This window comes from Agrobacterium sp. SORGH_AS_0440, assembly GCF_031453135.1.
Lineage (GTDB): Bacteria > Pseudomonadota > Alphaproteobacteria > Rhizobiales > Rhizobiaceae > Agrobacterium > Agrobacterium pusense.
This window is the reverse complement of sequence record NZ_JAVIYR010000001.1, coordinates 786,679-812,681: the sequence shown is the minus strand read 5'-3', so window position 1 is coordinate 812,681 and position 26,003 is coordinate 786,679. Positions and strand designations below refer to the sequence as shown.

At 57.8% G+C, this 26,003-nt stretch carries 20 protein-coding genes and 1 pseudogene; 6 read left to right on the top strand and 15 right to left on the bottom strand.

The annotated features are described in order from the left end of the window. Nucleotides 1-11: 11 nt before the first annotated feature. Nucleotides 12-680: a cytochrome c oxidase subunit II gene (gene coxB / locus QE453_RS03760; RefSeq protein WP_162696269.1), complete on the top strand. Its 669-nt coding sequence runs from the start codon at nt 12-14 to the stop codon at nt 678-680. Continuing rightward, complete coding sequence (gene ctaD, locus QE453_RS03755; protein WP_309776401.1) at nt 680-3,178, top strand: cytochrome c oxidase subunit I; 2,499 nt, start codon at nt 680-682, stop codon at nt 3,176-3,178. Before coxB ends, ctaD begins: the two co-directional genes overlap by 1 nt. 402 nt (nt 3,179-3,580) lie before the next feature. Here the strand turns inward: ctaD and QE453_RS03750 are convergent, their stop codons facing one another. From QE453_RS03750 to QE453_RS03720, 7 genes are all read right to left on the bottom strand, one after another. Beyond that, nucleotides 3,581-4,597, bottom strand: a complete 1,017-nt coding sequence (locus tag QE453_RS03750) for a P1 family peptidase (RefSeq protein ID WP_404977885.1) — start codon at nt 4,595-4,597, stop codon at nt 3,581-3,583. 133 nt (nt 4,598-4,730) lie between these two features. Next, nucleotides 4,731-5,492 carry a DeoR/GlpR family DNA-binding transcription regulator gene (locus QE453_RS03745; protein WP_004445980.1) on the bottom strand — a complete coding sequence of 254 codons (762 nt, stop codon included), beginning with the start codon at nt 5,490-5,492 and terminating at the stop codon, nt 4,731-4,733. Between the two features lie 141 nt (nt 5,493-5,633). Further along, on the bottom strand, nt 5,634-6,386 hold the full coding sequence (locus QE453_RS03740) for a cysteine hydrolase family protein (protein ID WP_044459075.1): 753 nt from the start codon (nt 6,384-6,386) through the stop codon (nt 5,634-5,636). A gap of 10 nt (nt 6,387-6,396) precedes the next feature. Further along, complete coding sequence (locus QE453_RS03735; RefSeq protein WP_309776400.1) at nt 6,397-7,203, bottom strand: ABC transporter permease; 807 nt, start codon at nt 7,201-7,203, stop codon at nt 6,397-6,399. Between the two features lie 3 nt (nt 7,204-7,206). Continuing rightward, on the bottom strand, nt 7,207-8,103 hold the full coding sequence (locus QE453_RS03730; RefSeq protein WP_022563145.1) for an ABC transporter permease: 897 nt from the start codon (nt 8,101-8,103) through the stop codon (nt 7,207-7,209). Between the two features lies 1 nt (nt 8,104). Continuing rightward, the gene (locus QE453_RS03725) at nt 8,105-9,235 is read right to left on the bottom strand and encodes an ABC transporter ATP-binding protein (RefSeq protein ID WP_004445970.1); all 1,131 of its coding nucleotides are present in this window, start codon (nt 9,233-9,235) and stop codon (nt 8,105-8,107) included. 29 nt (nt 9,236-9,264) lie between these two features. Continuing rightward, nucleotides 9,265-10,404 (bottom strand): PotD/PotF family extracellular solute-binding protein, encoded by a 1,140-nt coding sequence (locus QE453_RS03720; protein ID WP_022563144.1) that lies wholly within the window; start codon nt 10,402-10,404, stop codon nt 9,265-9,267. A 305-nt stretch (nt 10,405-10,709) separates the two neighbouring features. On the opposite strand from QE453_RS03720, the pseudogene fabG reads away from it, so the two are divergent. Continuing rightward, a pseudogene (fabG, locus tag QE453_RS03715) lies at nt 10,710-11,484 on the top strand (3-oxoacyl-ACP reductase FabG). A 58-nt stretch (nt 11,485-11,542) separates the two neighbouring features. Here fabG and QE453_RS03710 read toward each other — a convergent pair. The 5 genes from QE453_RS03710 to aspT all read right to left on the bottom strand — a co-directional run bounded on the left by QE453_RS03710 (nt 11,543) and on the right by aspT (nt 19,039). Beyond that, nucleotides 11,543-12,871, bottom strand: coding sequence for an aspartate aminotransferase family protein (locus QE453_RS03710; protein ID WP_004445965.1), 1,329 nt, complete (start codon nt 12,869-12,871; stop codon nt 11,543-11,545). A 10-nt stretch (nt 12,872-12,881) separates the two neighbouring features. Further along, entirely contained in the window at nt 12,882-13,871 is a 990-nt protein-coding gene (locus tag QE453_RS03705; protein WP_244405707.1) for a phosphotransferase enzyme family protein, read from the bottom strand. 358 nt (nt 13,872-14,229) lie between these two features. After that, entirely contained in the window at nt 14,230-15,327 is a 1,098-nt protein-coding gene (dinB, locus tag QE453_RS03700) for a DNA polymerase IV (protein ID WP_244405709.1), read from the bottom strand. Between the two features lie 418 nt (nt 15,328-15,745). Beyond that, nucleotides 15,746-17,335, bottom strand: a complete 1,590-nt coding sequence (locus tag QE453_RS03695; protein ID WP_004445962.1) for a bifunctional aspartate transaminase/aspartate 4-decarboxylase — start codon at nt 17,333-17,335, stop codon at nt 15,746-15,748. 18 nt (nt 17,336-17,353) lie between these two features. After that, nucleotides 17,354-19,039 (bottom strand): aspartate-alanine antiporter, encoded by a 1,686-nt coding sequence (gene aspT, locus QE453_RS03690; protein ID WP_034497443.1) that lies wholly within the window; start codon nt 19,037-19,039, stop codon nt 17,354-17,356. A gap of 128 nt (nt 19,040-19,167) precedes the next feature. Here aspT and QE453_RS03685 point away from each other — a divergent pair, with 128 nt between their 5' ends. Beyond that, a complete protein-coding gene (locus QE453_RS03685; protein ID WP_131258889.1) occupies nt 19,168-19,494 on the top strand; it encodes a hypothetical protein in 327 nt (108 codons plus the stop codon). Nucleotides 19,495-19,720: 226 nt separating this feature from the next. After that, nucleotides 19,721-21,595, top strand: a complete 1,875-nt coding sequence (locus tag QE453_RS03680) for a methyl-accepting chemotaxis protein (RefSeq protein WP_045531321.1) — start codon at nt 19,721-19,723, stop codon at nt 21,593-21,595. Nucleotides 21,596-21,742: 147 nt separating this feature from the next. On the opposite strand, the gene QE453_RS03675 is transcribed toward QE453_RS03680, so the two are convergent. Continuing rightward, nucleotides 21,743-22,825 carry an aldo/keto reductase gene (locus QE453_RS03675; RefSeq protein WP_113381442.1) on the bottom strand — a complete coding sequence of 361 codons (1,083 nt, stop codon included), beginning with the start codon at nt 22,823-22,825 and terminating at the stop codon, nt 21,743-21,745. Between the two features lie 30 nt (nt 22,826-22,855). Beyond that, nucleotides 22,856-23,848 carry an MBL fold metallo-hydrolase gene (locus QE453_RS03670; protein ID WP_244405713.1) on the bottom strand — a complete coding sequence of 331 codons (993 nt, stop codon included), beginning with the start codon at nt 23,846-23,848 and terminating at the stop codon, nt 22,856-22,858. A 158-nt stretch (nt 23,849-24,006) separates the two neighbouring features. Here QE453_RS03670 and QE453_RS03665 point away from each other — a divergent pair, with 158 nt between their 5' ends. Beyond that, a complete protein-coding gene (locus tag QE453_RS03665) occupies nt 24,007-24,933 on the top strand; it encodes a LysR family transcriptional regulator (RefSeq protein WP_135855485.1) in 927 nt (308 codons plus the stop codon). Between the two features lie 67 nt (nt 24,934-25,000). Here QE453_RS03665 and QE453_RS03660 read toward each other — a convergent pair whose 3' ends face one another. Next, the gene (locus QE453_RS03660) at nt 25,001-25,657 is read right to left on the bottom strand and encodes an NTP transferase domain-containing protein (protein ID WP_111814651.1); all 657 of its coding nucleotides are present in this window, start codon (nt 25,655-25,657) and stop codon (nt 25,001-25,003) included. Between the last annotated feature and the right edge of the window lie 346 nt (nt 25,658-26,003).

Sequence of the window (26,003 nt, the reverse complement as noted above, 5' to 3'; positions counted from 1 at the left end):
CGGGGTTCCGTTTGATAGCGCTCATTCCTCTGCTTTTGCTGGTTTCCGCTTGCTCCGGTGACCTCTCGACACTGGCGCCGGCAGGCCCGGCCAGTCGCAAGGTCGCGCTGCTGTGGTGGGTAATGTTGGGCGGCGCCTGCGCAATCTTCATGCTGATTGCCGTTCTGCTGGCGTTGGTCTTTTTCAGCCCGGCCTCCCTTGCTCGGGTGAAAACGCACCATTGGCTGATCGGCGGCGGCATCGGGTTCCCCATACCGATCCTGACGGCCCTGGTGGCTTTTTCATTCATGCAAGGAGAATCCCTCCTGCCACAGTCCGGGAGCGATCCGCTTCGCATATATGCGGTTTCACGCATGTGGAAATGGGAGTTTGCTTACGAAACACCGACCGGAGAAGTCCGCATTTCCGACGTGATGCATATGCCGGTGGGCCGTGATGTCATTGTAGAGGTCACAAGTGACGATGTCATTCACAGCTTCTGGGTTCCAAGGCTTGGCGGAAAGATCGACGCCATTCCCGGACTTTCCAACAAGATTGCCCTCACGGCGGATCAGACCGGCACTTTCGGCGGCATCTGCGCGGAATATTGCGGTACCGGCCATGCCGGCATGAGTTTCCGCGTTGTTGCTCACACGGAGAGCGAGTTTTCAAAGGTGATCGGGGGTTTGGGACAACGCTGATGAATGATGTGCGCACACCGAAGAAACACTCGTCATTAAGGCTTCACCGGGAACTCAATGAGGTCTGGAGTTCGGGCACCGGATTGCGGCGTCTCGCAGCGGTCAACCACACCGTCATAGGCAAACGCTTCATGGTGACCGCGCTTGTTTTCTTCGCCGTAGGCGGGTTCCTGGGCATGCTCATCCGGACACAACTGGCCACGTCATCAAACGCCTTCATGGATGCCGAGCAATATGCGCAGGTCTTCACGATGCACGGCACGATCATGATGTTTCTGTTCGCAATTCCTTTTTTTGAAGGACTTTCGATCTACGTCCTGCCGAAGCTCATCGGCGCCAGGGACCTCGCTTTTCCCCGCCTGTCCGCCTATGGCTACTGGTGTTACCTCTTCGGCGGCGGAATGCTGATTTTCGCCCTTATTGGCGGGGCTGCGCCTGCGGGGGGCTGGTTCATGTACACGCCGCTGTCGTCATCGCAATACAGTCCCGGGATCAATGCCGACATCTGGCTTCTTGGCATTACCTTCGTGGAGATTTCCGCTATCAGCGCGGCGATCGAAATCATCGTGACGATCCTGAGGTTGCGTGCACCCGGCATGTCCCTCGACAGGATGCCGGTCTTCGCCTGGTACATGCTCGTTGTCGCCGCGATGATGCTGATCGGTTTTCCGCCGCTGATCCTCGGTTCGATATTGCTGGAAGCTGAACGGGCCTTCGATATCCCGTTTTTCGACCCGCAACGCGGCGGTAGCCCGCTTCTGTGGCAACACCTCTTTTGGCTGTTCGGCCACCCCGAGGTCTACATCATCTTTCTGCCGGCGGCCGGAGCCCTGTCGACAATTATCCCCGTTCTGGCAGGAACGCGCCTGATTGGTTACAACATCATCGTTGCGGCGTTGATTGCCATGGCTTTCCTGTCCTTCGGACTGTGGGTGCACCACATGTACACGGTGGGCATCCCCCATGTGGCGCTGTCGTTTTTTTCTGCCGCGAGCGCGCTTGTAACCATCCCGACAGCGATCCAGATATTCGCCTGGCTTGGAACCATCGCAAGCGGCAAGCCGACGATGAGCGTTCCCATGCTCCACATCCTCGGGTTTTTCTGCGTGTTCGTCATTGGCGGCCTGACCGGCGTCATGCTGGCCATGGTACCCTTCGATCAGCAGGCGCATGATACACATTTTGTGGTGGCGCATCTTCATTATGTCCTGGTCGGGGGATTTCTCTTTCCCATGCTCGCCGGGCTTTATTACTGGGTGCCGCATATCAGCGGGCGCCAGCCCGTCCAGCACCTTTCCAGGGCCGCGTTCTGGATGATCTTCATCGGCTTCAATCTCACATTCTTCATGATGCACCTGACCGGGCTGCTGGGCATGCCGAGGCGTGTTTTTTCCTATCCAGAGGCTTCCCCCTGGGAGTGGCTCAATCTTCTCTCGTCGATTGGCAGCTTCATAATGGCCGCGGGCTTCATGCTGGTGGTGCTGGACTTCGCGCTGCTGTTTCGCTACGGGCGCGCCTTCAGGCGCAATCCGTGGGATGCCGGTACCCTTGAATGGGCCATGCCGACCCCGCCAGCGGCCTATGCCTTTGCGTCACAGCCGGAAGTGACTGCTAGAGCGGACAGCCTTCCGATCAACCGGATCGCGGCGACGCTCGCCGCGGGTAAAGGGTACCTCGGCTTTGTGAGATCCAGGAAAATGGAGACCATGGGGACGGATGCCGTAACCGGTGCGCCGCTGCAGATCGTCGTGTTGCCAGGGCCAAGCTTTCTTCCTTTGCTGACTGCCATGTCCACGGCCGCCTTTTTCATCGCATTGCTTCTCAAGGCGTATCCGGTGGCGGTTTTCGCTCTCGTCATTATTGCTTTGCTCTTCCTGGCGTGGACGCCGAACGATGATGCCAGACAGGAACGCGGACCCGTCGTCGCGCGTGGAGAAGAACGTTTTCCGCTTCATTACGAATGCGCCGATGCTCCGTCCGTCATGGCGGTGAAACTTGCCCTGATTGCGGACACGACGCTTTTTTCCTCATTGCTTTTCGGCGGGCTTTTCCTCTGGATTTCCGCTGGTGGCGAAAAGATCGTCTGGCCGCAGTCGATATCACTGCAGACGGTTTTCCTGTTGAGCGCCGCTGTAGCCACCATCTTTGGCGCACTGGCGAGACATCTGAGAGCGGCTGTGACGATGTCGATCATCAGCACGATTGCCTACGTGGCGGCGATCGTCTGTGGTGCAATGGTGCTGCGGGAGGAATATACGGCGGTAAGCCATGCAATCCACGGCGTTTCGGTTGCGGTCAACGTTTATCTCCTTTTGCACGGATTTGTCGGCCTGATCCTTGTGGCATTCGGGTGTTGGCGTCTGTCGAATGGCTACGTCTCGGACCGTCGCCGAAACGACCTTCGCATAGGCACCCTCTGGCATGTTCACTTGCTTTTCGCGACAGGCATATCGTTTCTTTTCCTGCAGACACTACGGTCATTAACGGAGGGAGGCTGAGATGCGCTACCGAACAGCCTTCAGTCTTGCCGGGCCCTTCATCACCTGGGCCCTGTGCTTTCTCACATTATATGCTGTGCAATTCGTCGGCTGTGCCTGGGGGTGGGATACGCGCTCCTGGGCCGGTGTTTCGATCCTTCGATCCGTACTGCTTGCTCTGTTCGGCTTATCGCTTTTCCTGCTTGTGCTGTGGATGAGGAAATTGCGGAGCAATCAAAAGTTGGGGAGCGATATCCTTTCGGTAATCTCTCATGCGGCAGCGCTCGCGGCGTTTGCTTCCACCGCTTTGGTTTTTCCCGGCGTGTTTTGGCTTAGCCTGTGTTAAGGCGATAACATCCGTCGCCGCATGTTCAAAGCTGCATCTGCGCTTCCAGCGGGCGGGACGGAAGCGGCGCGATGGGATCAGCGGGGTGAACTCTGAGCCAGAAGTCTGGCAACCGCGTCGGCGTCTATTGCCTCGATGCGGTATCGATCGTGGGGTGTGCCACCTGTTGTTTCCGCGGCGACCATCGCATTGATCACCGCCTCTTCCACGCTCTGCACCACGGCCTGATAGACCGGATCAAGCACATCGTCATTGACCATGTCGATGCTCAACAACGGTCCGGCCTTATGGCGCATCGGGTGTGGATTGGCCGTCGAAAAAGCGAGAAAAATGTCGCCGGAACTATTGCCGCCGACTGTGCCGTTGCGGCCGATGCCTATCGCGCCGCGCCGCGCCAGCTTCCGCAGCTGGTGCGGCGCAAGTGGCAGGTCCGTGGCAATCACAACGATGATCGAGCCTCGTTCGGACAGCCCCGGGTTTTCTTGTTGCAGCAGTTTTCCAACGGGTAGGCCGCTAATTGTCAGCCAGTCCCGCTGGCCGTGATTGGCCTGCACCAACGCCGCGACGGTGAACTCCTTGTCGTCAATTGCGATCAGGCGCGAGGCAGTGCCCGTGCCGCCCTTGAAACCGTAAGCAATCATGCCCGTGCCGCCGCCGACATTGCCCTCAGCGACCGGACCGCTTCTGGCAGCGTCCAACGCCTCCAGGACGTGCTCGACCGCGACGTGTTGGCCGTTGATGTCATTGAGCATGCCGTCATAGGTTTCTGCCACCACGGGCATGATCCACAGGTGGTCGTCTCCCTCGTAGGTCGATGCAAATCGGTCAATCATCCATCGCACGGCGCTTTGATGGGCGATACCTACGCTGTGCGTGTTGGTAATCAGGACAGGCCCGACAAAGTAGCCCCCGTCCTCGATCCAGTGAGATCCCGTCATCTCACCATTGCCATTGAAACGATGAATGCCAGCGAATACCGGTACTGGTTCGCCCGCTGCGGCGTGCGGCAGTATCGCCGTCACGCCGGTACGCACCGGCAACCTTCGACCGGGGCGGGGTGTCTCTTCACTGATCGTCGAAAAGCCGACATGGATACCGGCGATGTCGGTGATGGCGTTGAGTGGGCCGGGCGTGCCGTCGAAGGCAATACCGAAGTCACGCGCGCGTTTTTTTTGCCTGCTGAGGTCGTCTCGCTGATCATTGGTCCCTCCGATTTTCAGGCAGCTTTCAACAAATGGTCAGTTTCACGTCGTTGTTGTCCAGGCTTTCTGTCAAATCTTCGCCCAGCGCCTTATCGGTAACGACGTGCGTGATGTCCCGCCAAGCGGCATAGCGCGCGGGGAAGAGGCGGTCGTGCTTGGAATGATCGGCGACCACGACGGTGCGCGCTGCGCGAGAGACCATCGCGCTGTAGACCGCGCCACACTCCAAGAGGGCGTCCGAGGGGCCGTCTGGACCCAGACCGCTTGCGCCAAGAATGGCGAAATCGGCGTAGAAGGAATTGAGGAATGACACGGCATAGGCACCGACCGTCGCGCCCTCGGTGGCGTGGTAGTCGCCGGGGAGCATGACCACCTTGATTGTCGGGTTGATAGCAAGCACGGTCGCCACACCAAAGGAATGAGTGAGTACAGTGATGTTCTTCATCTCGACTGCTACGCGCCGCGCGGTGTGCACTGTCGTCGAGCCCGAGCCGATCATAAGCACCTGAGCGCCTTTAAGTATTTGGACGGCCGCCTTGGCGATCCTTTCACGCTCGCCGACAAAGAGCGCATGGCGCTCGGTCACCGAAGGCTCGGTGGAAAGCGAACGCACAGCGCCGCCATAGGTGCGGTTGAGCAGACCCTGTTCGGTCATCTCGTCCAGATCGCGCCGGATTGTCTCTGTCGAGACGTCTAGGCGCCGGGCAAGTTCAGCAACGCGCAGGCTCGGTGCCTGGTTAAGTTCAGTCAGGATGCGCGATTGGCGCACGCTTTTTGGTTTTTTCATCGCGCCTCACTCCCAATGGCTTTCCAGCGCAAAACTCGGCCGCGTGAGGAACAGCTCAGTGCGCCGTGTTCAACTGCAGCAGAGACGGAGGAATTCTTGTCGGCATAAAGGGCTTCGAGTGCTTTCATCGACCAAGTTGTGTCAGGAACACTCTGGGCGAACAAGCCCGGGGCGACTTTCGTCCCCGATTGTTTCATGCTTTGGCTGCGGCAGATAGCCGATCAACTCTTCCGTGGTCATCACGTTGGCATAGATCATGTGCAGTCTGGTCAGTTCACTGACGTGGAGTTCCATGGAGCCTGCTGCACACGCGTCATCGACGACGATGACGTCGAAGCTCTCGTCAGCGAGGCTGCGGACGGTGGAAGATACACACTGGTCGGTAAAAATCCCGGCGCAAACAACGTGGGTGATGCCCATATTGGTCAGCAAAAGCCTGAGATTCGTGCCCGTCAGCGCACTGTCTGTGGTCTTGGTGACAACGATCTCGCCGTCCTGCGGGGCAATTTTCGACAGGATCTGCGAAGCTTGCTCATCCTTCGGAAGCAAAAGATTGTTCCATCCCGGCTTCTTCTGGCTGAGCGAACGATCCCGGCCATCGGTGCGCAGACAAGCAATTCGCGCGAAAAACACGTCGAGGCCGAGTGCGCGAAACCGTTCCATGAGACGCCGGGTATTGGGGATGACGGTGTCATGCATGCGCTCGTGAAACGGCGTCCAGGCGTGATAGCGGACAAGATCATCACCAGACAGCGTGTCGGGAGCTGGGCGATCGAGATACGTGTTCTGCATGTCGATGACGAGAAGCGCCACCTTGCCCTTTTCAAGCGTCGGATCGTCGGGTTCCGGAGCGCCCTGATAGTAGAAGGAACGGCGGTCGGTTTTCCAGTTCATCGAGGCGTCCTCATGTATCCGCCTGACGACGGCGGACCAGCATGATGGCGAGACCGCCAGCCAGCAACAATATGGCAGCCGATACAGTGCTCATCGTGCCGAGCGCCGGCACCATTGGCGAATACCCGGCGACCATCTTCGAATAGAGCCATTTCGGGATCGTAGAGTCGACGCCGGCTGTATAAAGCGACAACGGAAAATTGCCCCAGGAAAGCAGGAACGCGAAGAGCGCGCCGGACCAGATGCCCGGCCACAGAATAGGCAGGGTCACGTCGCGCAGAATGAACCAGCGGCCCGCTCCGAGGTCACGCGCAGCCTCTTCCAGTGTTGGATCAAAGGAATAGACCTGGATGGCAATGACGAGCGTGACCACCGGAACGATCCAGACGAGATGCGCAATAACGGCCGTCTGCCAGCTCGGGTTGATGCCAAGCGCGTTGAACCACAGGAGGAGAGCGAGCCCCAGCACCGGCTGCGGAAAGAAGACTGGCAGAAGGATCGCCTTCTGGAAAAGCTTGCGCCCCTTCCAGTCGTAGCGGGCGAAGGCGAGCGCGCCGAAGAAGGCGAATATCACGGAGACAAGCGTGACGATGAAAGCGATCAGGAGGGAGTTCTGCACGAGAGCCTGAATCTCGAGCGAGCCAAGGGTCTTGCCCCACCATTCGATCGAAAAGGCGTTAATCGGGAAGCCGAAATAGCGTCCCCTGGACAGGCCGGCCATCGCTCCGCAGAGGATAGGAAGGTAAACGGCAAGGACGACAATGGATGTCCAGACCTTGACGAAGGCTCGGGCGCGGATTTGCGAGCGGGTTTCCATGTCTCACTTCTTTCCCAGAATGCGGTCGAGATCGAGCTTGGACAGAACGTAGAGGGCAAGCCCGCTGATGATCGCGACGAGCAGGAGGGCGAGCGCCGAGCCAAGCGGCCAGTTCTGTGCATACGTGAAAGCAACCTCGATATCCTGCGCGATGGTAATGACCGACTGGCCGCCGAGAATCTTGGATTCGGCGATCGCGCCGGCGCCGAGCACGAAGGTGAGCAACATGCCGATCAGGATACCGGGCATGGCGAGTGGGAGCTCGATCTCGCGCCAGATCGTCAGCCTGTTAGCCCCAAGGTCGCGGGCCGCATCGACAAGGTCCCGGGGGATCATGGCAATGCCAAGCGACATCGGGAACAGCATGAAAGGCAGATAAACATATGTCATGCCGAAGAGGATGGCGCCGGGTGTGTAAAGTATCTCGGGTCCGCCCGAGAAGCCGAGCCACTTCAGGCCGCCGTCGAGCACCCCGTTCTTGATAAAGAACAGCACCCAACCGTAGAGGCGTACGTTTTCCGAGACGAACAGCGGAAAGACGAACAGCACGCCGACCAGGCCAGACCATTTGCCGAACATGCGATTGAGACCGTAGGCGATGGGATAGGCGATCATCGCAAGCAATATGACTGTCGCAAAGGCATAGGCGATCGACCAGGCAAACGACATCCAAACGGTATTGGAAGGATCAAGGATCACCGTGAAGTTGGCGAGGGTAAAAGAGCGAAACACGTCGAAGCTCTTGGGCGTGGCGAAGGCATAGGCAGCTACCGTAAGAAGCGGTGCCAGAAAGCCAAGCAGCAGCAGGATCGTGACAGGAGCGGCCGCGCGCAGTCCTGCAGGGATAGACGGAAAATGCCTTTGTTCACCGGCCGCTTCAGCATGGGTCATGGTTACCATATCAGTCTCCCACCACGATCGCGTCGCGGGCGTCCCAGCCGATAGTGACCGTGTCGCCCGACGTGATGCCGGTCGCGGCGGCGCGTGCGGCCTCGACCAGATAGATCCGGTCGCCGGAATGAATCTGATACTGCATGCGCGAGCCGAGAGAATATTCGTTGTAGATCGTGCCGGAGATCAGATTGTCAGCGCTCGAGGAGCCGGTGACGAAGCGCATGGTTTCGGGCCGAACGATGACAGTTGCCGTCTCGCCAATCGTTTGTGCTACCGGGGCTACAGTGATCGGCCTGCCGTCGGCGAGCGTCCACACGCCTTGGTGGTCGCGCCTGACTTCAAAACTGTTCACCTCACCAAAAAATTCCGCGACGAAGCGCGTTGCCGGCTTGGTGTAGATTTCCTCTGGTGTGCCAATCTGAACGAGGCGGCCACGGCTCATTACCCCGACGCGATCAGACATGACCATGGCTTCCTCGAGCGAATGGGTAATGTAGACAAAGGTCTTCCCGCTTTCGCGGTGCAGGTCCTTGAGCTCCTTTTCCAGAACTTTCTTCAGTTTGTAGTCGAGCGCCGATAGCGGTTCGTCGAAAAACAAGACGTCGGGGTCATAAGCAAACGCGCGGGCGAGCGCCACGCGCTGTTTTTCACCACCCGAGCAGCGCATCACGTTCTTGGAATAGTAACTCTCAGGCAGGCGCACCATGCGCATGAGTTCGAGAGCGCGCGCTTTGCGTTCTGCGGCCGGCATTTTGCGAACTTTTAGCGGGAACTCGATGTTCTCGCCGACGCTCTTGTGCGGGAAAAGCGCAAGCGACTGGAAGACGAGACATGTCGGACGCCTGTCGGACGGCACGTTATTGATCGTTTCGCCGCGCAGCGTGATATAGCCTTCTGATGGTGATTCCATGCCGGCCAGCATGCGCAGAAGTGTGGTCTTGCCGGACCCGGAGGGTCCGACAATGGTGACGAATTCGCCTTCTCTGATATCGACACTTATGCCATCTACCGCGGCAAAATCGCCGAAAATCTTTCGAACGTCGACAAGTTGCAGCACCGGTTTCGGCGTTGGATGGATCGGATCCTCGATTTTCGGCAAGACGTCGGATAGGGTGGGCGAGATCATCGCAAGGCTCATGTTCTGTTCTCCGTCGGGACAGGCTTTGCTCAGCCGCGCAGGCGCCTGGCGGCGGTCATCAGTTCCAGTGCCTTGTCATAGTCAGGCACGATGTCGTATTGCGCCGAACGCGCCATATCCTCCTCGAGGCTGTCCCATTGGATGGCTTCCATCTCGTCCTTGGTGAAGAGTTCGTAGCACTTCGGGTTGCCCATCTGGCTGACCGGGTTGAATGTGCCTTCAGCAAAGGCGACGGTGTGGGCGACGTGCGGATCCTGGACGTATTTCAGAAATTCCAGGGCGAGTGGCGAAAGTTCGGGATTGTTGACCGTCGAGGTGATCTCGATCCAGGAAATACCGCCCTTGCCATCCATCGGGCCCTTGAGTGGCGTAATGGCGCGCAAGTTCGTATAGCCGTCGGCACGCGCCGGAGAGACGGAATAAGTGCCACCGGTCATATAAAGGTCGATCTCGCCCGAGACGAGAGCCTGATTGAGTGACGCCATGTCCCCGACCATCTTGGCGCCCTTGAAAACTTTTTCTGCGGTTTCGGCAAAGGCCTTGAACTCCTCCTCCGTGTGCTCCCTGAAGGGGTCAATTCCGGCGATGAGGAAGATGTTGAAGACGTTCCAGTCGTCGGATTCCTGTATGCCGTACTTGCCGGCGATCGAGGCGTCGTTGAACAGGTCCCAGCCCTGTTCCTCCGCCGTTGCTTTGCTGACCTTGTCGGTGTTGACAACAAAGCTGTAGGGCCCGAAGCGCTGCGCCATGCCGAGCAGGTCCTTGCCGTCGTCGCTCATTGCCCAGCGATAAGGCGCCTTGAAGTTGGGGAGCATGGTCTCGAAATAGGGCTCGAACTCGGCGCGCGGCAGCGGCTTTATCAGCCCGGCCGGCCCCATCACCTTTCGGGCCCAGGGATTGTTGACGTTGATCAGGTCCCAGATTTTGGTCTCGCCCGCGCGCAGGCGGTTGATCATGGTCGGGTCGTTGGTCAGGCTTTCAGCCTTGACGGTCGCTGACTGGCTGGATCGGAAGGGATCCAGGACCTGTGCGGAATTGTAGCCTTCCCAGCACAGGATATTGAGCTCTTTTTCTCGACCCGCAAAAGCGCGGGTCGCGCTTGCCATTGGGCCGGTAAAAGCGGCCGCACCCATCATCTGCATCATGTTGCGTCTGGAGATTTTCATCATAATTGTTCCCCTTTTTCTTGGCCGCTTCCGTGGCTCGTGGATCGCTTATGTTGGAACCTTGTCGTAAAAATGTGTGATTTACAACATCTATTTTCTGCTTCATGGTGCGGAGTGTGATTGGAGCGGTAGCACCTGGAGGCGAACGCAACTTCTGCAAAAATGGAGTGCTAAATGACTAATATTACTGTGCATTTGTTTTGTGCAGGCAGCGCCGGTCGTGTGCCGATGTTTTAATCTGACGCCTCAAATTAAAGCAGCAGCGGCACGTGAATTTGTGGAAATTACAACAAAAAAGTGAGTGGAACATGTTGAAGTCACTGCAAGGGAAAACGGTCATTGTCACCGGCGCAAGCCGGGGGATTGGCAAGGGCATAGCATTGCGTTTCGGGGAGGCCGGCCTGAACGTCCTCGTTGTCTCGCGCAGCCAGGTCGACGCCGACAGGGTTGCATCCGAAATCGGAGCCAATGGCTCGGGATTTGCCGCGGATGTGAGTACAGAGGAGGGCTGCAGGGCGATGGTCGATGCAGCCATAACCCGCTATGGCGGCGTCGCGATCCTCTGCGCCAATGCCGGCATCTTTCCGGCGGCTAAGCTGGGCGAAATGACGGCAGCCGACTTCGACCAGGTGATTTCGACCAATCTTAAAAGCACCTTTTTCAGTGTTTCCGCCGTTTTGCCAGCAATGACGAAGGCTGGCTCAGGCCGTATCATCATAACCTCATCAATTACCGGCCCGATCACTGGATATCCCGGCTGGTCGCATTATGGGGGCGAGCAAGGCGGGCCAACTCGGTTTCATGCGGACGGCTGCGATCGAACTGGCGCCGAAGAACATCACGATCAATGCGGTCATGCCGGGCAATATCATGACCGAGGGGCTTGAGGACAACGGCCCAGACTATATCGCCGCGATGGCGGCCTCTGTTCCGTTGCGTCGTCTTGGCGCGCCGGCGGATATTGCGAACGCCGCTCTGTTCTTCGCATCTGAAGAGGCTGCCTACATCACCGGTCAGTCAATTGTTGTCGATGGCGGCCAAACCCTTCCGGAATCGCTCGGAGCGCTCGACGCGATGGGCTGAAACCGGAAGAAGTCCGGGCGACATCGTCGCCCGGTGTACCTGAAAGATTTCAGGCGGCTCAACGCGCGTTCAGGATGCTGTCCAGCGTAGCCGAAAAAAGATCGGCATCCTCATTCGAAAAACACAGTGGCGGGCGGATCTTCAGCGTTGCGCCATACTTGCCTGCTGCCCCGATCAGGATACCGTTTTGTTTCAATTTATTGATCACTGTCGTTGCGAACGCCGTGTCCGGCTCCCCCGTGGCGGGGTCGACAAAATCGAGGCCGATAAAGAGGCCGGCCCCCCGCACGCCGCCGATGACCGGATGTCGGGTTTGTAAAGCCTGGAGCGATTGCTGGAAATGACCACCGACAGCTGCCGAACGTTCGATCAGATTTTCTTCCTCGATCACCCTGAGTACGGCATGGCCAGCGGCGGCCGCCACGGGATTGCCGCCGAAAGTATTGAAGTATCCGGTTTCCTCGCAAAATCTCTGGAGTAAGTCAGGACGCGTTACGACGCCACCCATCGGGAAACCGTTCCCCATTGGCTTGCCCATCGTGACGATATCGGGCGTCACGCCGTGGCGCTCGAAGCCCCAAAGACTGCCTCCCGTCCGGCCAAAACCCGGCTGGACCTCATCGGCGATCAACAGGCCGCCAGCACGGTGCACCACATCTGTCGCCTCCCTGAGAAAGCCGGCAGGATCGGCGTAGATACCGTCGCTTGAGAAGATCGTATCAACGATCAAGGCGGCGAACTTGATGCCGCGCGATTTGAGTTCGTTAATCGCCTGTTCCACAGATGCGGCAAAGCTTGCAGCAACGCTCATGCCGTCACGGGGCGCCGGCGCCGGAATGACCGCCACAAAGGGTGCGGGCTTGCGCTTGCGTAAGGACGAGGGGGAAATTTCGGTCACCAGCGCAGTATTTCCGTGATAGGCTGCTTCGGTGACGACGAAACCTTCGGCGCCAGTTCCGATGCGGGCGATGCGCATGGCAAGATCATTGCTTTCGCTGCCGGTGCAGGTCAGAACCACATTGCTGAGCGCCGCCGGGAATTTTGACAGAAGCTCTTCGCTGTAGGACTCGACGACGCGGCTGAGGTAGCGCGTGTGGATGTTGAGTTCGCCAATCTGGCGCGCAACGGCCTCGACCACCCGTGGATGGCAGTGGCCGACCGACGGTACATTGTTGTAGACGTCGAGATATCTGCGTCCGCCGGCGTCATACAGGTAGGCGCCCTGTGCACGCACCATCTCGATCGGCTGCTCGTAAAAGAGCACGGATGACGCTCCAAACGTTGCCTGGCGCTTGGCGACGCGCTGCGCAAGTTCAGCCGGGAAGCCCTCGGCACGGCTTGCATCGAAACGGTTGAGATCTAGAATTTCCTTGGTGGCGACGCTCATCGGGCTCTCCTCAACGGTGTTCGGCCAGATAGCGCTCCGCGAGCGCCACGGTACCATCGGTATAGCCTGTGCCCATGGATTGGGCCGTCGGCGTTTCAGCATGGGAAGCGATCCACGCGGTGAGTTGCATGCGGCGAAGCATGATGAACATCGGCAGGGCCGCCTCATGTTGCTCATCAAGAGCGGTGACGCGCCGATAGCCTTCGAGCCAGGCGGCTTTGAGGTCGGGGATGAAAGGCTCATGTTCCATGAAGCTGATCGAGGCTGCAAAATCGTAGGCGTACCAGGACAGACCGCAATCATCGAAATCGATCACTCCCAGTCTGCCATTATCGACCAGAAGGTTGGCGGCGCGCATGTCGCAATGAACGAGGCCGAAGCGGTCCTCACCATAGCCGTAGGCGGAGGTCTGGGCTTCGAGCAGCTTGTGCGTTCTCTCTAAAACGGACTTGCCGCCGAGCGTCAGTCCGAGGGCGTCACGCCAGTCACCCCAATAGGCACCGTCCCCCAGAATCCGGTTGAAGCTCCATGTCTTGCGGACGAAGTTCTCCGGTCGCGTCCATCTGCGGCTGTGGGCGTGCAGTTTCGCATTGATTTCCCCGAGTGTCCTGTACCAGTGGACGAGGTCGGACTCAGCATCTGGCTCCTTGCCCGCCATATATTCGAAGGCGACGGCATGGCGCATGGTTTCGCCGTCCGAGAAGACTTGGAGGAGGCTGCCGTCGTTTGCCGTGACTGGCCGCGGCGTAACAACCACCCCATCTTGCCGTAGCGCATCAATCCATGCGAGCTCGGACAGTATCTCCGCTTGGGTATGGTAGTCAGGGCGATGCACACGCACGATCAGATCGCTTCCAGTGGTCTCGTCAGCGATACGGAAGGTCGCGTTCTCGGAAATCGTCAGGAGCGTCAGGGTTGCATCCGGCGAGACGCCCCATACTGGTGAGAGCTCCTTGAGGCCTTGTCCCAACCTAGAAAGAAAATCTGTATGATACAACATTTATCGCGCCCGTTTTGATCATGATTGGCAAATCCAACAATATTAATGTTGGATTTGCAACATTTAATCCAAACCCATTGATGTTTTTGGATGTTCAAAGCGGCTGCTCGTCGCGACGTTCGCGACATCATCGGAAGGCTGATGAACATCGGTGGGGTGGTGACGACCGCCCGGCGTCCGGTCGCCATCAGCGGCCGCCTCGGCACTCCGGGGGCGATCGATCAGGGTCGCCGCTCCGAGGACTCTGGGATACTGTTCTTTCCTCGCTTTGCCTGCGGAGGCAGCGACGCGATCAAGCCGACCCAGCTGACGCGCCCGTCGCCTAAATCAACTCAGGCCCCGAAGCACATTCTTCTGATCAAAAACCCAGGCCCAGCTGCGATTGGTCCTCGTATTCAGCATCTTTGTCATTGGTGAGCGACGATAACGTTACCCCAAGGAGCCGGACCGGCCGTTTGAATGGATAGACACCGGCCAACAGGGTATTGGCCGCGTCTAGAATGTCTTCTGCGTTCGAATAGGGGATGGCAGTTGTCCTGCTCCGCGTCGCCTGGGTGAAGTCGGAATATTTGATTTTCACGGTCACCGTCTTGCCGCTGAAACCCTTGGCCTCGCAATAGGACCAAACCTTTTCCGCAAGTGGCCGGAGTTCCCTGGTTGCGAGCTCGAGGTCATCGATGTCCGCGGTAAATGTATCTTCCGCTCCGACCGACTTACGCACGCGGTCCGGTCTGACCTGCCGCTCATCGATGCCCCGGGCAATGCCATAGAAGTACGGACCGGACTTCCCGAAATGCTCAACCAGAAACGGCAAGGATTTTGCTTTCAGATCCGCTCCGGTCTCAATACCAAGCCGGTGCATCTTTTCCGCCGTAGCCGGGCCGACGCCATGGAATTTCTTGACTGCGAGCTGTTCGACAAAGGCCGGACCGTTCTTCGGCGTAATCACCGCCTGACCGTTCGGCTTGTTCAGATCGGACGCCATTTTTGCCAGGAACTTGTTATAGGAGATGCCGGCCGAAGCGTTCAGCCCGGTCACCGCCTTGATCCGGGCGCGGATTTCCAGAGCGATTTCAGTGGCAATTGGCATATCCTTGAGATTTTCGGTGACGTCGAGATAGGCCTCGTCGAGCGACAGAGGTTCGATGAGCGGCGTATATTCCGCAAAAATCTCGCGTATCTGCTGGGAGACGGCGCGGTAGACTTCAAATCGTGGTTTCACGAAGATCAAATCAGGGCATTTTCGAGCCGCCGTGACCGACGGCATTGCCGAGCGCACCCCAAATTCCCGTGCCTCGTAACTTGCTGCTGCAACGACGCCACGGGCAGCCGCTCCGCCAACAGCGAGGGGTTTGCCGCGCAGTTCAGGATTGTCGCGCTGCTCAACCGAAGCGTAGAAGGCATCCATGTCGACATGGATGATTTTTCTGGCGGCTGAGGCGGTGGTGAGGTCCATTGCAACCAAGTTCGCGGAGAGAAACGAAACAAGAACATAACAGCTTGCGACGTGACATCCAAGTCACCATTCGCAGTTAGGGTCATAATGGTGTTGCCGGAACGGAAGCGACGTCGTCTGATTACAATGGGTTTCAGAACCCATACATTGCCGAAATCGGTCAGGGCGGCATCCCAGGAGGCGCGGACAAATTTGCGAGGATCGTGTGCCGTGCAATTCACTCTCCTTATGGCGTGTCCATGCTGTGAGGTTAAGATTCAGTTTGGCGGCGTGCCGATGAACCTGTTCATGATCACGATTGGCACGACATAGCCGTTGTCCACCATGAGGATCCGCGAGAGCACTCTTACACTCTCTTGATCATCAGGGTGGTCGGCGACAGAGGCGTCCCGCCATCTGGACGATGGCAGGAAGCGCGTTATCGATGCGTTTGCTGGAATTTCGCGTAGTACTCGTCAGCCATCTTACGGAGCGATCGGCCAATCGCCGCGTACTCGTACTCGTTGAGATTGGCAAGCGACGCCCGACCAGAAGGGTGCTGGGTTCCAAAGCCGCGTCCCGGCAGCAAAACGATTCCGGTCTCATCGGCAATTCTGAACAGCAGCTCGTTCGGCGAAAATTCGTGTCTGACCCATGCTGCAAACTCGTCGCCAAAAAGCCGGCGGGAAATCTTCTCAAGATCCAGCAAGGTATAATAATCGACCGAATTTTCGTCGTCGGGAGTGTCCAGGCCGAGCTCAGCGTAGAGGGCTGCCTGTCTGCGCCGGATAAGTCGCTTCAGTGTTTTCTTGTAGTTGTCGTTTTCGTCCATAAGCGCGAATAACGAAAACAGCACCGTTTGGACCTGCTGAGGCGTTGAGAGCCCTGCGGTGTGATTGAGCGCCACGGTACGGCTGTCAGCAACCAAGCGGTCGATAAACCTCAATGCCGAAACGTCTGTGACAATCGATGAATACCGCTTGTCGAGCGACGCTTTGTCTTCCTCCGGCAAGTTCCTGATCGCTTGATCGATCACGTTGTCCCGTCTTAATGCGATGGTTCCCAGCCGCCAACCCGTAGCTCCGAAGTATTTCGAGTAAGAGTAGACCAGGATCGTGTTTTTTGGGCAGACGGAGAACAGCGATTTGAAGTCGTCCGCGAAAGTCCCGTAGACGTCGTCGGTTAATATCATCAAGTCTGGCCGATGATTGTCGACGATGTCGGCGATCTTTTCCAGGCTCCGTTGATCGAGCTTTACCGATGGAGGGTTGCTTGGGTTGATGCAGAAAAAAATCTTGATCGAGGGGTCTTTAAGCTTTTCGAGTTCGGAGTCCGGATACTGCCAGCCAGCCTCTGGGTCCGCACTGATCGAAACCTCTTCAAGCCCGTATGCGTCCAGTTGTGGAATCTCGATATACGGCGTGAACACAGGCATACCGATAGCCACCTTGTCCGATTTTTTGATCAGACGGTTTTTCTGCAGCGTGTCAAAAACATACGTCATTGCTGCCGTTCCGCCCTCAGTGGCAAAAACGTCTATGTCCTGGGGCGATATTTGTCCGCCGATCATCTCTTTCGCTAAATACTGACGGACAATCTGTTCACTGACACGCAGCATGCGCGGCGGAACAGGATAGTTGCAGCCCAATATGCCTTCCACCATCTCGTGGAGGAAATCGGAAGCGGAAAGTCCGAGCTGGTCACGCACGTAACTTATGGCGCGACCAAGAAACACGACGCCTTCCTGGTCTCGATTGTCTGAGACGAAGCGTTCGAATCGCGCTTCGATGCCTTCTATGCGCGGTAAGCCACCTAGGTGCTGCTCCATGTAGGAGTATGAGAGCTCTGATTCCGCAACAGCGAATAGGCCGAGCCTGAAAAAGCCTCGCCGGGGCAGGGTTGCCAGAAAATTCGGGTTGCCGCGTCCCGCGTTCAGCATTTGTTTTTCTTTTTTCGTGGACGCCAGTTTGATGAGCTCGTCTTTGAGTTCGAAGGGGCTGAGTTTTGCGAACTGACTGTAATCGTTCATACTTCTCTCTCCTGTCTGTTAAACGAGTGCCACCACGAGTGGGCCCAGCAACGTCAGGAAAACGTTGGCAAGTGCATACGTTATGGCAAAAGGGGTCGTGGGAATGGAGTTTCCGGCTTTATCGAGGATTTCTCCGAAGGCGGGATTGGCGCTTCGAGATCCACTCAGAGCACCAGCGAAAACCGCGACGTTGTCGTACTTTAGAAGGTAGCGACCAACGAGCATTGTTATCAACAGCGGGAGCACCGTGACGACGACGCCTATCGCAAATATCGAAAGACCACTTTCGGCGACGGTGTGTACCGCTTGTTGACCTGATTGTAGGCCGACCACGGCCACGAACCCTGCCAAACCGAGATCTCTCAGGAGAGTTGATGCGGGTGTTGGCATGTTGCCAAGCGTCATATTACGGCTGCGATACCAGCCAAATACGAGACCGGCGAGCAAAGCCCCGCCGCCCGCGCCAAGCGTTAGCGGGACCGAACCGATCCTCAACACGAGAAGACCAACCAGCAGGCCGATGGCCACACCAAACCCGTGGTATACGAAGTCTGTCTTGTCACTGGGAGTTATGACGTTGCCAACTTTGTTCGAGAGGCGCTGTAAATCCTCCTGTACTCCGTGCACGGTCACTATGTCGCCGGCACGTATAACGGTATCGTTGGTCAATTCCAGTTTCACACCGGCCCGAGTTACCTGGATCACGTAGATCCCGTGGCGCAGGTCTTTGCTTCGCTCCAATATCCGGGCGACGGTTTGGCCGGCGAAGTCCCTGTCTTTTACGACGATGTCGCGCGTTGTGACCACGAGTTCCAGGCCTTCCGCCGCGGCCACCTCCCTGCCGATCAGGTTTTCAAGACCGACGACGCCCGCACGACGTCCGACTATCAGCACGAGATCACCGTTCTGCAGACGAAGCTCGGGTTCAATGCCAACCAGAGCGCTGCCGCGTTTCACGCGTTCGATCGTGATGGGCCCTTTTGTCGACAGTGCTTCCAATTCGGCAATGCTTTTCCCAGCCGCATCCTCGACCCTGAATATCCGTCCGACGAGGTCCGGAAGGGCAGGTGCTTCACCGACGCCATATACTCGGGCGCCCTTGAGCATCTCTGCTTCCGCTTTCACGGCGTCATCCCGTATCCCCCGTTTCATGAACCAGGGAAGAATATTCACGCAGACGATGATGGCTCCAAAAGAACCAAATATGTAGGTGACCGCGTAACCGATCGCGACGTTCGCCTGGAGCCTCTGCGTCTCATCGGCGGCAAGGCCAAGTTTTTCAATAGCGGAGCTCGCCGTTCCGATAATGGCCGATTGTGTCATTCCCCCGGCGGCAATCCCCGCGGCGATACCCTTATCAAGGCCTGTCAACTTTGCGAGCACGACCACGGTGGCAAGACCGCTGATCGCAAGAACCGCAGCCAAGACGATCTCTCGTATAGATTGTTTTCCCAAGGAGCGGAAAAACTGTGGCCCGCTTTCAAAACCGACCGCGTATATGAAGAGCGCAAAGAGAACGGATTTGATCCCATTGTCGATTTGAACTCCCACCTGGCTTATCACGACCGCTACAAGAAGGGAGCCCGCGACGCCTCCGAGCTGAAACCTGCCGAACTGGACCTTTCCGATCCAATAGCCAAAAGCCAGGGATAAAAAGAGCGCGATTTCAGGGGATTGGCGGAAAATTTCGGCAACGAACGACATTCGACATCCTCTCAAGATGTGTAATCAAGCGTACAAACCGGCCGGGCTAGAGCTACGCGCATGACGAGCAAATTGTCTAGGGAATGCCCTGCAAAAATCCCCTTCAGGAAGATCGTGGTTACCAAAACATGACGGCTGAGCGGTCTGTGCGACCAGATGCAGCGATCGAGGCACAGGAAAACGTATCAGTAAGTATTTTAGCAACCAAAAGTTCCATGGCCTGTTCGTTTCGCGAAGCGATTAAACAACATCATCGACTGATGGCGAGCGAAGAGACTGACCTGAAATGGCGTGAGCCTCTTGGAGCGGCGGTTCATTTCGAGATGCGGAACGAAGCAACCAAGGCCCTTGAAAGTAGCCGAGACAAGTGGGCACCCCGTCGGAACCACGCAACTGGCCCATTGGCCAAAATCGCGGCTTTGAAAGCGCTCTTCTTTTCCACGATCGAAGTTTAAAGGCGGCCGGCTTTCACATTGCCGGTGGAATTTTGAGTGAAGGTCTGTATCACGCGCAGTCCATACAATATTTGCGCCGACAGCTCTAATTAAAGATCGGACAGCGCGAATGTTATTGTTCCATCCGAGACATCAGATTTCTCGGAGACACCGTAGATAATTGTTATGACAGATAATTAAGAATAACGGGGTATTATTTTCCAAGGCCGAACTTGGGAACAGTGTCATGGCATCCATTCAGCAGAAGATCATCTTTGCGGGCGTGGCAATATTTGCAATAGCCGGGGGCACCGCCGGGGTGGGGATATGGTCGGCATCGACGCTGACGCACAACTCTGAAAACGTAACCCGATCGGCTCAGGTCCTCCGCAACCATATGCAGGCGGACATGATGCATGACGCCCTGCGCGCAGATGTGTTTGCGTCTCTCCTTGCTTCCAATCCAGCGGCCGGCGTCGCATTCGACAGCGTCAAGGCCGATCTTTCAGAACACGTTGCGTCATTTCTCAAAATGATCGCCGCGAACAAAGCGCTGGCAACCGATGCGGCCACCCAGACGGTACTCGCCGGGGTCGAGAAACCCTTGCTCGCCTACATTGATAGTGCGAACAAGATCGTCGGTACGGCAGAAAAGGATCCGATCGTCGCCCTGGCGGCATTGCCCGATTTTATGAAGCAGTTCTCAGCCTTGGAAACCGCCATGGAGGAGACGGGCGACCAGATAGAGCAAGTGTCGGAATCTATCTCTGCCGAAAGCGCCCAGACAGCCGCTGCCATGCAGGATGTGCTGCAAGCTCTTCTCGGTCTGGCAGGATTGTTTTCGATCTTGCTCTTTGTCCTGTTCCGCCGCACCGTGAGCAAACCCATCCTCGCGCTCTCTGCCGACATGACAAGGCTGGCTGAGGGTGAGACCAACATCACCTGCGCGGGTACCGGACGGAAAGACGAGATTGGGACGATGGCGGCGGCTGTCGAGGTCTTCCGCAAGGCGGCAATCGTCAACAGGCAGCTGGAGGAGGATGCGGAGCGTGCACGCGGGCAAGCCGAAGCTGACAGGCTCGAGGCGCAGCAGCAGGCTGAGGCCGATGCCGCAGAACGGCTGCAGGTGGCGGTATCCGGTCTTGCCAATGGTCTCAAAAGACTGTCCTCCGGTGACCTTTCCTTCCAGCTCGATGAGCCTTTCGCTCCGGATTTCGAAGCCCTCAGGCATGACTTCAACACGTCACTGAAGCAACTGGGTAGGACGCTGAGCGCGATTTCCGAGAGCATTACGGTCATCGACAACGGCACGCGGGAGATCGCATCCGGTGCCAGCGACCTCTCGCGTCGAACGGAGCAGCAGGCTGCCTCGCTGGAGGAAACTGCTGCTGCCCTAGATGAGATCACCGCCAATGTGACCAATGCCAGCAGACGGACAGAGGAGGCACGCGGGGCGGCGACGGAGGCCGATCGGAGCGCTTCCCGCTCGGCTGCAGTGGTCAGCCAGGCTGAGGAAGCCATGCAGCGGATCGAGAATTCCGCGCAGCAGATTTCCAATATTATCGGCGTGATCGATGAGATCGCCTTCCAGACCAATCTTCTGGCTTTGAATGCCGGCGTGGAAGCTGCCCGGGCCGGCGACGCCGGCAAGGGTTTTGCGGTCGTTGCACAGGAGGTGCGCGAGCTGGCGCAACGTTCCGCGACGGCGGCAAAGGAGATCAAGACATTGATCAATACATCCACCGCCGAGGTCGACGGCGGCGTGAAGCTTGTGCGCGAGACTGGTGTGGCACTCAAGGAAATAGGTGAGCGTATCTCCGGCATCAACCGGCATATGGAAGCCATCGCGACGGCGGCCCGGGAACAGTCGACCGGTCTTTCCGAAGTCAATGGGGCGGTCAATACGATGGACCAGACGACGCAGCAGAACGCGGCGATGGTCGAGCAGTCAACGGCGGCATCCGCTGCTCTCGCGACCGAGGCGAGAAAGCTGCGGGAGCTCGTCTCGCAGTTCCACCTGGAGGCGGCCGGCTCCGTTACCTCTGCAGCGCTTAGACAAACCGCCCGCGCCATGGCAGAGCCAGCAGCTCGCGTTGTGCCCGTCGTGGCAGCCGTTAGGTGACTCATTTACGGTCTTTGGGGCATCCTGACTCAAGCGCAAGCGATATATCGGCAGGCTGGTCGAAACCATCCGGCCCGCCGAATGCCAAAAACTATCTCGAGAATACAGGGTGAGGCGAAATGCTCTAAGGCGAGCTGGCCGCGTATTTTACCGCAGGCGCTGCGCCGCATTGGCCTGCGCCTCGCGGATGAGGCCGGAATACATATTCTCCTTGCCCGGGTACCATGGCATCGTGCCGATGGAGCCGAACCCGGAAATTGTTTCCATATGCGCGACCATCCGGGCACGCATGCGCTCGTCCGGAAGCGGGCCTGTCATCGCCTGGACATTGTCACTCATATGGTCAGGGTTTGACGTACCGCAGAGCACGCTCGTAACGGCGGGGTGTGCCATGACCCATTTCAGAAAGAACTGCGCCCAGCTGGTCGCTCCAAACTCGGTTGCGAATCCGGGAAGCGGTTGCCCCTCGACGACCTTCATCAAACGTGCCTTTTCCAGCGGTAGATTAATGAGGACGCCAACGCCCTTGTCGGCGGCGGCTGGAAGGAGGCGTCGCTCCGCATCGCGATTGAAGATCGAGTAGTTCGTCTGAATGAAATCGACATCGTCGCGTTGAACAATCGCCAGCAGCTGGTCCTGTGCCGCCGACTCGTGATGGGTCACGCCGACATGCCGTATAAGACCTTCCTTCTTCCATGCCTTCATCAGCGGAATAACGACCGGCGCATTGGTGATGCTGTGGCATTGCATCAGGTTGATCGTGTCACGCCATGTCCGCATGCGTGACTGCCGAAAGCTTTCAACGGCATGGCTTTCGTCTCCGAGATATTCTCCTGTCGACCAGACCTTGTTGGCGAGGAACATCTCATCCGATCCCTCAAATTCGCCCATGAACTGACCGACGCTGACCTCCGCCGAGCCGTAGAGAGGCGATGTGTCGACCACGCGACCGCCTGCAGCGACGTATCGCTCAAAGACCTGTCGCAGGGCATCGCGGCGATCCCCGGGCTTTAGATCAAATGTCAGAAATGTGCCGAGACCGAGGGCTGTGACCCGTTCCCCGGTGCGAGGCAAGGTCCGGGTCAGCACCTCCGGGTTCGAGGCAGATGCGGCCGACGACACGTTCGTGCCTTGAGCCTGCGCGGTAGTGCTGCTGGCGAGTGCAAGTCCGGTTGCCGCCGCACCCACCGTGCCGAGAAAGCCGCGACGATTGATCTTTGACTGATCCATGGGAGATTTCCTGCTCGATTGTTGTTGACGTCAAAACTGCCAGTTGGCGGGGACCCAGGCATAGCCGCCATCGGTCTTCAGCATCCGGCCAAGACCGGGGAAAGGATAATGAAAGCCAAGAACCGGCATACGCTCGGCGGCCGCCCTGTCAAATATGCGACGACGGGAGGAAAGGGCTGTTTCCTTATCGCGGTCGGGGCCTGGCACCCAAGGCCTGTTGACGTTGACGACAGGGTGATAGGCAAGGTCTGCCGTCAGCAGCAGCTGGTCATTTCCGGAATGAACTAGGAAGGTCGCCATGCCGGGTGTGTGGCCAGACGCGACGATCGTCGCCAGACCCGGCGCAATCTCCGTGCCGGCCTCATATAGTTCAACATCGTTCCTGAAGGGTTCGAGGCTGTTCTTGATGTTTGCCGCAAATCGTGTCCGGAAATCCTCCGGGACAGGCATGTAGGATAGGTCCGGATCGGTGCGGACAAAGAAGTCCCAATCCGCCCTCGGGACAAAGACTGTGGCACGAGGGAAGGCCTTGCCACCGCCTGCAGTTCTTAAGTTGCCGACATGATCCGGGTGGGTATGCGAGATGACGATCACATCAATGTCAGCGGCATCGAGACCGATTGCCGCGAGGTTATCGAAGATGCGGCCACCGTTCGGACCCATGGTCTTGCCAGCGCCGGCTTCGATCAGAATCCGCCGGCCACCGGTTTCGATCAGCAGCGTGTTGAGATTGAGTGTCATGTGGTCGGTCGGCAGAAATGCCTGTCGCAGCACATCCTGAAGCTCGGCCTCCGGGGCATCACTGGCGTAAATGCGTGGCGGACCACCAATCACCCCATCGCTCAAGACGGTTGCGCTGATCTCTCCCACCCGAAAGCGATAATGACCGGCATTGCCGGCCGCTGCCGAAGCCGTCTGGGCACGGGCATTGCCCGGGCCGCCCAGGCTTGGGAGGATCATGCTTGACGCGCCTGCAACCGCGGACAGCATGATGGCACGTCTGTTCAGAGTGAAGGCGTTCATCTTTCTTTCCTCTTTTATTGAGCGCACTGCCTCGGTTTGCCCCTCAAATGGGGCAGAGGTGCACCAGAGCGCAGGCCTTAACTCAGGGAACCATGACATGACGTCATTGATCTGATAACCTGCATTAACTTTATCAACTTGATTAGAAAAACTTAGCAATGGACCCTGTTCGGCTAGACAGCTTCGACGTGTTTGTCGCCATCGTGCGCTGCGGCGGCTTCCGCGCCGCGGCATTTGAACGGGGGGTTTCTTCATCGGCCTTGAGCCAAACGATGAATGCTCTGGAGGAAGCTCTGGGCATCCGGCTTCTTAATCGAACAACGAGGAGCGTGTCTCCGACCGAGGCAGGGCAGCGTCTTCTCGAGCGTCTTGCGCCTGCGTTGAGCGACATCAGGCTCGCCATCGCAGAGGTCGATGAATTACGCGATAGCCCGTCGGGGACCCTCAGGATCAACGCGCCTGCGCCTGCAGTCGATCACTTCCTCTGCCCGCTGGTCTTCAATTTTATGGAGGTATACCGCGAGGTGAAGATCGAAATTATCAGCGACGCGGCCGTCATAGACATCGTGGAACAGGGTTTCGATGCCGGTGTCAGGTTCGGCAAGCAACTGGCGCAGGATATGATCGCTCTGCCGCTTGGTCCTGCACTTCGTTATGCAATCGTTGCTTCTCCTGATTACATCGAGAGGTGCGGGCAACCACAGACGCCGCACGAACTTGTCAGTCATGACTGTGTCAAACGCCGCTTTCCCGGCGGCACGCTGGTCACCTGGCGATTTGCCGAGGGCGACGAGGAAATTGAAGTCACCCCAACCGGCCGCCTGACGGTCAGTTCGGCGCACAATGAACTACAGGCAGCACTTGCGGGAAGAGGTATCGCCCATGTCTTTGATGACTACGCCAGGCCCTACCTTCAGGATGGTCGACTGGTGGAGTTACTCCCCGACTGGAGCCCGACCCTGCCGCACTGGTTCCTGTATTATCCCAGCCGCCGCCTTCCGAGCGCGGCCATGCGTGCGTTCCTCGACTATATGAAGAACTATAAATGGGAGAAGGCGAGATCTTCAATCTACAGGGCTTCGTAAGGGTCCCTGACATTGCACTGATGAACAACGACGGGTCTTGCTACGCTGACCGACGATGGCGCTAGGACTAACCTTTCAGCGTTCCGCCCGCGGCGTGTATCGCATCGGGCGTGTCTACGTCGAGCAACGCACCTTCTCCGATCTCCACATAAATGATGGGTAGGCCGGATGTTTCTATGATCCGACGAGCCCCAACATCGCCTTCGAGGTGGGTGACGGCCTCAAACAGCGATTTAGGAAGTATTACGGGGTTCCCCGGCTTCCCGTTTCCCGTCGCACGGACAACCGCCTCACCATCGGTCGTTCGAAAAGCCGCAATGAGCCGATCGAGATCGCCGCTTGCCAAGCCCGGCATGTCGGCAAGCTGGACCAGAACTGCATCCGCTCCCCGAGCATGGCAGTATGAGACCCCCGCCGCAATCGACGTCGCCATGCCGCGGCCGTATAGCGGGTTTTCGAGACACTCGACTCCCAGGCCATCAAGCGCAGCTTCGATTTCAAACCGGCGGTGCCCCGTTACAACGACCACACTGTCGGCAGTTGAACCGAGCACGACCTGCGCAGAACGTCGTACGAGAGCAACGCCGTCAAATTCCGCAAGCAACTTGGATGCACCTGTCTCTCCCATGCGACTGGAACGCCCTGCGGCAAGCAGGATAACGAAAACACGGGGGCCGACGGGGCGTTCTTTGGGCGGCGGCTCATTGTCGTCTCTGTTGGACACAGTTTTCCTCCCATGGTTTGTGGGCTTTCCATGAGCCTCTGTGACGAGGCGCTGCTGGAACCTGCAATATCCTATGGACGTGATCAATGGCTGGATTCCGCGGGGAGCGGAAGTCGTGCATCTCGTCGCTCAGCAACCGTTCGGTCTGTCGGTTTAACCTCGCGGGTTTGGCGGCCCCGTTACGGCGTTCAAGTTGTTGACTGGCGGTGGCGATGCGGATTGCACAGGGGTGGACGGATCAGCGCGACAAGCCGAATTCAGCCTCATGCGGGATTGACTGCAACTGAATTGCGGAGGCTTGATCATCTGGCATGCAAACGCGCAGTCGATGCGCTAAACGAGGTGA

Excerpts from the sequence above, each read along its gene's own strand:
- ctaD (WP_309776401.1), top strand. The coding sequence starts at position 680 with ATGAATGATGTGCGCACACCGAAGAAACACTCGTCATTAAGGCTTCAC.
- QE453_RS03745 (WP_004445980.1), bottom strand. The coding sequence starts at position 5,492 with ATGAAAAAACCAAAAAGCGTGCGCCAATCGCGCATCCTGACTGAACTT.
- QE453_RS03740 (WP_044459075.1), bottom strand. The coding sequence starts at position 6,386 with ATGAACTGGAAAACCGACCGCCGTTCCTTCTACTATCAGGGCGCTCCG.
- QE453_RS03735 (WP_309776400.1), bottom strand. The coding sequence starts at position 7,203 with ATGGAAACCCGCTCGCAAATCCGCGCCCGAGCCTTCGTCAAGGTCTGG.
- QE453_RS03730 (WP_022563145.1), bottom strand. The coding sequence starts at position 8,103 with ATGGTAACCATGACCCATGCTGAAGCGGCCGGTGAACAAAGGCATTTT.
- QE453_RS03725 (WP_004445970.1), bottom strand. The coding sequence starts at position 9,235 with ATGAGCCTTGCGATGATCTCGCCCACCCTATCCGACGTCTTGCCGAAA.
- QE453_RS03720 (WP_022563144.1), bottom strand. The coding sequence starts at position 10,404 with ATGATGAAAATCTCCAGACGCAACATGATGCAGATGATGGGTGCGGCC.
- QE453_RS03710 (WP_004445965.1), bottom strand. The coding sequence starts at position 12,871 with ATGAGCGTCGCCACCAAGGAAATTCTAGATCTCAACCGTTTCGATGCA.
- QE453_RS03705 (WP_244405707.1), bottom strand. The coding sequence starts at position 13,871 with ATGTTGTATCATACAGATTTTCTTTCTAGGTTGGGACAAGGCCTCAAG.
- dinB (WP_244405709.1), bottom strand. The coding sequence starts at position 15,327 with ATGGACCTCACCACCGCCTCAGCCGCCAGAAAAATCATCCATGTCGAC.
- QE453_RS03695 (WP_004445962.1), bottom strand. The coding sequence starts at position 17,335 with ATGAACGATTACAGTCAGTTCGCAAAACTCAGCCCCTTCGAACTCAAA.
- aspT (WP_034497443.1), bottom strand. The coding sequence starts at position 19,039 with ATGTCGTTCGTTGCCGAAATTTTCCGCCAATCCCCTGAAATCGCGCTC.
- QE453_RS03685 (WP_131258889.1), top strand. The coding sequence starts at position 19,168 with ATGACGGCTGAGCGGTCTGTGCGACCAGATGCAGCGATCGAGGCACAG.
- QE453_RS03680 (WP_045531321.1), top strand. The coding sequence starts at position 19,721 with ATGGCATCCATTCAGCAGAAGATCATCTTTGCGGGCGTGGCAATATTT.
- QE453_RS03675 (WP_113381442.1), bottom strand. The coding sequence starts at position 22,825 with ATGGATCAGTCAAAGATCAATCGTCGCGGCTTTCTCGGCACGGTGGGT.
- QE453_RS03670 (WP_244405713.1), bottom strand. The coding sequence starts at position 23,848 with ATGAACGCCTTCACTCTGAACAGACGTGCCATCATGCTGTCCGCGGTT.
- QE453_RS03665 (WP_135855485.1), top strand. The coding sequence starts at position 24,007 with ATGGACCCTGTTCGGCTAGACAGCTTCGACGTGTTTGTCGCCATCGTG.